At 38.7% G+C, this 8,145-nt stretch carries 8 protein-coding genes; all 8 read left to right on the forward strand.

Translation table 11 applies throughout. From position 1 onward, the window contains the following. The first annotated feature begins 177 nt into the window (after window positions 1–177). The 8 genes from AC07E5_RS10325 (at window position 178) to AC07E5_RS10360 (ending at window position 7,103) form a co-directional block, all read left to right on the forward strand. Complete coding sequence (locus tag AC07E5_RS10325) at window positions 178–1,050, forward strand: MBL fold metallo-hydrolase (protein ID WP_267581323.1); 873 nt, start codon at window positions 178–180, stop codon at window positions 1,048–1,050. A 252-nt stretch (window positions 1,051–1,302) separates the two neighbouring features. Further along, window positions 1,303–1,713: a DUF2946 domain-containing protein gene (locus tag AC07E5_RS10330; protein ID WP_498625400.1), complete on the forward strand. Its 411-nt coding sequence runs from the start codon at window positions 1,303–1,305 to the stop codon at window positions 1,711–1,713. A gap of 66 nt (window positions 1,714–1,779) precedes the next feature. Next, window positions 1,780–1,977, forward strand: a complete 198-nt coding sequence (locus tag AC07E5_RS10335; protein WP_016165461.1) for a hypothetical protein — start codon at window positions 1,780–1,782, stop codon at window positions 1,975–1,977. A gap of 9 nt (window positions 1,978–1,986) precedes the next feature. Next, the gene (locus tag AC07E5_RS10340) at window positions 1,987–3,432 is read left to right on the forward strand and encodes a cytochrome ubiquinol oxidase subunit I (RefSeq protein WP_498625402.1); all 1,446 of its coding nucleotides are present in this window, start codon (window positions 1,987–1,989) and stop codon (window positions 3,430–3,432) included. Beyond that, window positions 3,429–4,433, forward strand: a complete 1,005-nt coding sequence (cydB, locus tag AC07E5_RS10345) for a cytochrome d ubiquinol oxidase subunit II (RefSeq protein ID WP_086197093.1) — start codon at window positions 3,429–3,431, stop codon at window positions 4,431–4,433. The genes AC07E5_RS10340 and cydB overlap by 4 nt, the downstream gene beginning before the upstream one ends. A gap of 254 nt (window positions 4,434–4,687) precedes the next feature. Beyond that, the gene (locus AC07E5_RS10350) at window positions 4,688–5,005 is read left to right on the forward strand and encodes a hypothetical protein (RefSeq protein ID WP_004973778.1); all 318 of its coding nucleotides are present in this window, start codon (window positions 4,688–4,690) and stop codon (window positions 5,003–5,005) included. 427 nt (window positions 5,006–5,432) lie between these two features. Further along, window positions 5,433–6,743, forward strand: coding sequence for an NAD(P)/FAD-dependent oxidoreductase (locus AC07E5_RS10355; RefSeq protein WP_498625403.1), 1,311 nt, complete (start codon window positions 5,433–5,435; stop codon window positions 6,741–6,743). 27 nt (window positions 6,744–6,770) lie between these two features. Beyond that, complete coding sequence (locus AC07E5_RS10360) at window positions 6,771–7,103, forward strand: hypothetical protein (protein ID WP_004973783.1); 333 nt, start codon at window positions 6,771–6,773, stop codon at window positions 7,101–7,103. Window positions 7,104–8,145 lie beyond the last annotated feature (1,042 nt).

Below are 8,145 nucleotides of genomic sequence, written 5' to 3' on the forward strand. Positions count from 1 at the left end.
CATGAGAAAGCCCATATAAATGGGTAATGTACAAGTTGCTGTAGAAGCATGTTTAATTCGTCTGATCACAGATACTTTATAAAGTATTTTAATACTTTTTTGAATCCGTCAATGCGTAAGTCCTATAAGTTTTAAATGTGCTCTGTGAGCTTCTAAATTTTAAAAAGGAGTAAGACTATGTCGACTCAACCAAATGTAAAAGATTTTTTTGATCCTAAAACAAATACATTCAGTTATGTAGTTTCAGATCCAGCCACAAAACAATGTGCGATTATCGACAGTGTTCTCGATTATGACTCTGCTTCAGCAGTGACATCTACCACGCATGCCGATCAAATCATCGCGTATGTCAAAGAGCAGGGCTTACAGGTTGAGTGGATTTTGGAAACGCATGTACATGCAGATCATTTAACAGCAGCACAGTATTTAAAACAGCAACTCGGTGGAAAAACAGCGATGAGCGAACGAATTTCACTGGTACAGGACACCTTTAGCTCAATCTATAATATTGATATCAAACAATTCAATGCTTACCAGACATTTGATCATGTATTTCAGGATCACGAAGAATTTCATATTGGCAACCTGAAAGCCTATAATATTCCTACTCCTGGCCATACACCTGCATGCTTGAGTTATGTGATTGGGGATGCTGTTTTTGTGGGTGATACCTTGTTTATGCCTGATTATGGAACGGCACGATGTGATTTTCCTAAGGGCAGTGCTGCGACTTTATTTGACTCTGTACAGACCCTCTATCAGTTGCCTGAAGACACTCGTGTTTTCCTATGTCATGACTATTTACCGGAATCACGTCATGACTACATCTGTGAAACGGATATCAAAACTCAGAAACAGTTTAATATTCATATTCATATTGGCACAGAAAAAGCGGAGTTTGTTGCAATGCGCCAAAAACGTGATGCAACCTTGAGAATGCCTGAGCTGATTCTGCCATCCATTCAGATTAATATGAATGCGGGACGCTTTCCCCAACCAGAACAAAATGGCGTATCTTACTTAAAATTGCCTCTCAATTATTTCAAGTAAGCAAAGTCTTCTTCTGAACACTCTTTGTACAATAAATAACTTTCTCCTGCATCAACTGTAAGAGAAAGTTATTTTATTATCTTAAGTGTTTAATTTAATCAACTTTTTATTTATTTTTTTTTGCTTTTCAAAAACGAATATATATTATATATTTATAGAATGAAAAGCTGAGTAAATAAGTAGGAATTTATCTTTAAATTTCATCTTTTTATCCAGCGTATCCCTCTTATTCGATGCCAGTCGAGAGAAAACTTGCTGAAGCGAAGTGGAATCTTTATTGCATTTGCAGCCATACTTTTGCAAATTGCAGTATATTTACAGCCTCTGCTGCCGGAAAAATTTCATATTGCTCCGGTCTGTATGTCGATCACCCACAATCTTCTTTCGCCTGCTGATCATCATCATATCCACTCGGTTCATCATGAGCTGCTACAGGATTTGATGCTTCAACATTTCCACGATCACAATGAACATAACCATCAATGCCAATATTGTAAGGTCTATGGTGATTTGGTGCTGCCATTTAAGTTGGGGATTGATGAAGTTCTGGACCGGATTCAAGTCAGATTAAATTTCTATCAGACTGTTTTCCGGCATGTCTATTTCAGCTTACAGAAGCTGTATTTGCTGCCGCAGGGCAGAGCGCCTCCTTTGGCTCTTTAAGACACGATTTGTCACATCAAACAGTTGATCTGTTTGTACCACACAACATCTTAAAGAGTTTTAATCATGAAAATTAATACTTTGTTGCCTGTTAGCAGCATTATGAGTTATCTCAGCCTTAAAAAAGTAATGTGGGCATGCAAACGTGAAGGCTTACGTATTTACAATACTGTAAATATGTGGACACACTTAAATTTAAATATACATAAAACGATATTTCAGAGTGTTTTGCTGAAATCTTTTCACCCATTAATAGAAGGATAAGGTGACAACATGGACTTAGGGTTAACCGCGCTAGAACTGGCGCGTATCCAGTTTGCATTTACCGTATCGTTTCATATCATTTTTCCTGCCATTTCTATTGGTTTGGCCAGTTTTCTGGCTGTTCTGGAATGGCGTTGGCTTAAAACTAACGATCCAGTATACCGAGACTTATTTAAGTTCTGGATCAAAGTCTTTGCCCTGTCCTTTGGTATGGGCGTGGTCTCTGGCGTGGTGATGAGCTATCAGTTTGGTACCAACTGGAGTGAGTTTTCACGGATTTCCGGCAGTGTGACTGGACCATTATTAGCTTATGAGGTTTTAAGTGCTTTCTTCCTTGAAGCTGGTTTTCTGGGGATTATGCTATTTGGTTGGGGCAGAGTGGGACCCAAAACCCATTTTTTCGCAACGCTGATGGTGGCTATAGGTACCTGTATATCCATGTTCTGGATTCTGTCCTCAAACAGTTGGATGCAGACGCCACAAGGCTTCACCATTGAAAATGGGATCATCATCCCGCAAGACTGGTTTGCGATTGTCTTTAATCCATCTTTCCCTTATCGATTGGCACATATGGCAATGGCTTCCTTTCTGGTCTCTGCTTTGCTAGTAGCTGCCACAGCCGCATTTCATTTATTAAAAGGCCGTCGTGATGCCTTGGTGAAAAAATCATTTTCCATGGCCATGTGGATGATTCTCGCATTGGCACCATTGCAAATGTTTGTCGGAGATCTACATGGCTTGAATACCCTAGAACACCAACCGGCCAAACTGGCAGCTATGGAAGGACACTGGGAAACCAATAAAGATCATGGCATGCCACTGTATTTATTTGGTATTCCAGATATGGAAGCTGAAGAAACCAAGTATGCGATCGGAATTCCGAATCTAGGTAGCGTGATCATGACACATACCTTAGATGGTGAAGTCAAAGGCTTAAAGGAATTTGCACCTGAAGACCGTCCAAACTCGCTGGTCGTGTTCTGGAGTTTCCGGATTATGGTCGGACTTGGTGTACTGATGATTTTAATGGCGGTGCTAGGTGCATGGCTAAGAAAAACTGACAAGTTCTATGACTCGGTATGGTTGCATAGATTTGCGCTATACATGGGACCTTCAGGATTTATCGCTTTACTTGCAGGTTGGTTTACCACTGAAGTCGGTCGTCAACCATGGGTTGTTTATGGTGTATTGCGTACCAAAGATACACTTTCTCCAGTTTCAGCGGAACAGGTGGGTTTAACCCTGATCATTTTTGTAATGGTCTACTTTATTGTGTTTGGTGTTGGCATTTTCTACATGCTGAAATTGATGCGTAAAGGTCCGGAGTTTATACATTCGGCACCCCATAGTGAGCAGGCGGTCATACAGGCATCAAAACGTCCTTTAAGTACAATTGATGAGGAGAGCGATCTGGATAAAGTAAGTCCTACACAATCTCAGGAGAATCAAAAATGATCGATTTATCATTAATTTGGATTCTAATTATTGGATTAGGAGTGCTGATCTATGTCGTGCTAGATGGTTTTGATCTCGGTATCGGTATTCTATTTCCCTTTATTGGTGATCGACAGGAACGTGATGTTATGATGAATACCGTCGCGCCCGTCTGGGATGGCAATGAAACCTGGATGGTACTGGGTGGTGCAGGATTATTTGCTGCATTTCCCTTAGTGTATTCCACTGTACTGTCCGCCCTGTATATCCCAATCATTCTAATGGTGATCGCGCTGATCTTCCGGGGCGTTGCCTTCGAATTCCGGTTTAAGGCCAATAAAACCAAACATTTATGGGATCAGGCCTTTATTTGGGGGTCGATCTTGAGCTCATTTTTCCAAGGACTGATTTTGGGAGCCTATATTCAGGGGATTGAAACCACGAATGGCATCTATACTGGCGGCGGTCTGGATTGGTTAACACCTTTTTCCCTGTTTACCGGTTTAAGTGTAGTCGTATTGTATGCAACGCTAGGATGTGGCTGGTTGATCTTTAAAACCGAAAAAATGCTGCAGAACCGCATGTTTGAATTGATGCCAAAACTGCTGATTTCATTACTGATGATTTTTGTTTGTGTCAGCATCTATACGCCTTTGGCTCATCCTCAAATTGCAGAACGCTGGTTCAGTCAACCGCAACTCTTTTATTTTAGCCCGGTACCCGTACTGGTTCTGCTGTTTACTTTCCTGGCAATCAAAGCCTGTAAGCAGCGCAAAGAGTTCCTGCCATTCATTTATACTTTGGCTTTGGTGATTCTCGCTTATAGCGGTTTTCTGATTAGTTTATGGCCTTATGTCATTCCACCATCCATCACTATCTGGGAGGCTGCAGCACCTGCCAGTAGTCAATTGTTCGCCCTTATTGGCGCACTGATTTTAATTCCGATCATTCTTATTTATACCGGACTATCGTATTGGGTTTTCAGGGATAAAGTGCGCGTGGGTGATGAGGGTTATCATTAAGGAGGCTGAATGAAAATTTCTGAATTGAAATGGTTTATTGGCTTATGGCTGGCTGGTTTTTTAAGCTTGGCCTTGGTCGCAGGACTGTTTAGATTTCTGTTAAAATTGGCGTATTAAGTTTTAAACACAGGTCAGTGAGGTTTTCCTTACTGACCTATTTTCTATAGAGGTTCAGTTTTTTTAGATGCAAAAAATTGCTGGATCTGAATAAGTTTGATGAGAGATTTGGACTAAAAATAAATGAGGAGTAAATGATGAAAAACCATCTTTTTTGTGTAGGCATTGAATTTAAAAAAGCATCGGATCCATCGGAATCCTATGCGTATGTGACAGCTTATTTAGGCGCAAAAAACATTGATGAAGCAATTCAACGGGTAGAAAAACAGCTGGAGCAAGAAGGAAATGAAATCCTATTTGTCCGCGGCTGCTGGGTCGTCGATTCAGACTGTGATGATGGTTTCTGTCCAACAGATGAGAGTAGGACGCTAGCAAACAATGATTTGCTTTTTAATGACCAGATCAAGTTTGGAAAATTACAAGAATGGTCAATCAATAATAACTACGAATACTAATTTCGTAAGTGATGCATCAGTTGGTTTTTTCTTTCTGATGCTGTAGTACTGTTTTCAATTTAATATATTAATCTAGGCTCTTAGCACATACTAACCAAGCATCAAAAAAGTGATTTAATGAGATAAATTTGTATATAATTTAATCTGCTTGTAAATAAAAATATAACAGGCTAAAAGAACCTATACAAAAAATCAGCATCAGGATTGATCAATTATAGTGCTTTGGTCGGCTATGAAAAATTTTGTTTTTTAAGCAAAATTAACTAGATAATATGATCCCATCTATCCTAATTTTATTAGGATAGATGGCTAAAATAGATTGATGTGAGTGATCTATATATGACCTAAGATCAGAAATGAAATAGAGATTCTAAAGCCGGTCATTGAATAACACTTTAACGATAAAAAAGATTCGAAAGGAGAATACATGAGTATTCGTAATAATCGACGGGATTTTCTAAAAATGGCAGCTGGTGTCGGACTCATCACTACAGCAGGTCTGCATTTAAGTCATACCACTCAGGCTTCAGCAGAAACGAATGCGGTTACTGTGGTTGTAGTAGGAGCAGGATTGGCCGGGCTGGCAGCGATTAACCGCTTAAGCAAACAGTTGCCGAATGCCAAGCTAATACTTATTGATCATAATACCACGCATCGATATCAACCAGGTTATACCTTATTGGCAACTGGGATATGGCAATCAGTTGATAAAGTATTAAATGATAATACAAGCCTTGTACCCAAAGATGTGAATTGGATTCAATCTAATGTGCAAGCATTTGAGCCTGACCAAAATCAAATAGTGACAGAGGCAGGTGAAACAATAAAGTATGATTTTTTGGTGGTTGCTACCGGACTGCGTTTAGGGTATGAACAAATTCAAGGTCTATCCAACAGTGATTTGGGTAAAAACGGAATTGGTAGTGTCTATGCTAGCCCCGAAATAGCTTTAGCAACTTGGCATCAGATGGACGAATTCCGAAAACGTGGTGGACGAGCAGTAATGACCCTGGCGCATACGGATATGAAATGTGCAGGTGCACCGTTAAAAATGACATTTATGTTATATGACCGCTTGCAACAAGCTGGCACACTGAGCAATAGCCAAATCGATTTTTTTAGCCCAAGCAAACAAGTTTTTAGTGTTCCTAAGGTCAATGAAAATGTTCTTAACCGTTGGCAATCACTTGAAAAACCAATTGATGTTTATTTTGAACGAAAATTAACAGGTATTGACGTCGATAAGAAAACTGCTTTTTTTGTCGATACACAGGGAAATCAGCATACAGAAATGTATGATTTTATACATCTTGTGCCACCAATGGTTGCTGTAGATAGTGTAAAAAACAGCCCGCTTGCTGATTCTATTGGTTGGCTAGAGGTTGATAAATATACATTGCAACACACTCGCTACCCTAATGTTTTTGGATTAGGTGATATCAATGGCACTCCAAAAGGTAAAACTGCAGCTACAGTCAAATTATCTGCTCCAGTGGTAGTACAAAATTTGATTGATGTGATGAAAGGTCAATTACCAAGTCAGAAGTTTAATGGTTATACCTCTTGCCCACTTTTAATTGAAGAGGGTAAAGCAATGTTGGTTGAATTTGACTATGAAAATAATTTAACACCCACTGTACCATTTGTTGATCCATTGAAAGAAAGTTACTTTGCTTGGTTTTTAGAGGAAATGATGCTCAAGCCAGCCTACATGGCTGTAGCGAAAGGGCGTGTTTAATTTGCCAATCAGGAACAGGAAATTATAATGATAATTTATCAAATGCTGATGATGTTGTGGGAGGCCATACTAGAAAATGGGCTTCTCGTTGTAATACTGCTCACCCTGCTAATCATGCCATGGTTATATTGGCTAATCAAAAATAGGCAAAAAACATTCAATCATCGACGTAGCGCTTGGATAGCTTTAGGTATTGCTATATTGGGATTCTTTTTCCTACCTTTATACTTTTCCGCTACTTTGTTCGATCTCAGTTATTGGGTTGATTGGGCATTTCATATCGCGATGGTCGTAGCTGTTTTCGTTTATAGCTATTTAGTTTGGTTGCCATTAACAGCAAAATACAAGACTATTAAATAGGGTAAAGTATTTGGTGAATCCCACTTTTTTATTAGGGGCTGCTGAGAATTAGCCAAATTAGGATGATAAATCTATAATGGCTAGACCACGGGTGCAGAGATAAAAATAATAGACTATTTCTTAAATCTGTACTGAGTGGATTGCTCGAACCGGTAGTCCCTGGCGTGATTTACCTCCAGAATTAGGTAAAGGAATACTATCTTAAAGGTTATAGAGACTGGGTGAAATCCAGTGTATGTGAAACAATACTTGCGGTGATTAATGATGATGTCGAGATAGAATTTGCCATGATTGAGGTGAAATATGGTCTTGACCGTCAATCAAGCTTTGAGATTATTTGACCGATATACGGTCTGATATCTTAGCATGCCATAACACAGATATACAGGCTTGTGCATTGTTGCACTCAATGTACCCATTTTACTCTTATCCAGACTTAACAACCATTGATTAATTCTCAGTACATCCTATTTCTTCTTGTTATTGGACAATAAAAAAGCCCACCTTGTAATGAGCTTTTCAGTGATTAGGACATTACTTTATCAATTCATATAAATACATTAATCCATAGAATGGATACTGAATTCATCATTTTTTGCAAAAACAATAGATGTCAAGATTGGAATAGCCAAAATAATAGGAAATGAAATGATCCATATGTCCGTTGTTACCTTACTTGAAAATAAAAATTGAGTCGCGATAACAACCAGAATTAATAATGAAAACAAAATACTCGCGAATCGGATTACAAATTTGAGAGGCATTTGTCTGCTCCTAGGTGATTCTATTTGTTATTATAAAGTATACGCCTTCTCTTAAGTTATGTATTTTTTTTTGAACGAAAAAAGTAAACATCCAGCTAATATCTCTTGGTAATCAATCTGAAGATTGTCAATAAATAATTTATATAGTTCTTATCTCTGTACACGACAAATTTCACAGAACCCTTATCCTATCAGGATTCTGCTTTCTTAAAATTGCCAAAATTTCCTTAAACTCTTCTTTTTTCCCAAAACCAATTAAACGCTGAATCGCCATTTGA

The sequence above is a fragment of the Acinetobacter seohaensis genome, from assembly GCF_056431365.1.

Excerpts from the sequence above, each read along its gene's own strand:
- AC07E5_RS10325 (WP_267581323.1), top strand. The coding sequence starts at position 178 with ATGTCGACTCAACCAAATGTAAAAGATTTTTTTGATCCTAAAACAAAT.
- AC07E5_RS10335 (WP_016165461.1), top strand. The coding sequence starts at position 1,780 with ATGAAAATTAATACTTTGTTGCCTGTTAGCAGCATTATGAGTTATCTC.
- AC07E5_RS10340 (WP_498625402.1), top strand. The coding sequence starts at position 1,987 with ATGGACTTAGGGTTAACCGCGCTAGAACTGGCGCGTATCCAGTTTGCA.
- cydB (WP_086197093.1), top strand. The coding sequence starts at position 3,429 with ATGATCGATTTATCATTAATTTGGATTCTAATTATTGGATTAGGAGTG.
- AC07E5_RS10350 (WP_004973778.1), top strand. The coding sequence starts at position 4,688 with ATGAAAAACCATCTTTTTTGTGTAGGCATTGAATTTAAAAAAGCATCG.
- AC07E5_RS10355 (WP_498625403.1), top strand. The coding sequence starts at position 5,433 with ATGAGTATTCGTAATAATCGACGGGATTTTCTAAAAATGGCAGCTGGT.
- AC07E5_RS10360 (WP_004973783.1), top strand. The coding sequence starts at position 6,771 with ATGATAATTTATCAAATGCTGATGATGTTGTGGGAGGCCATACTAGAA.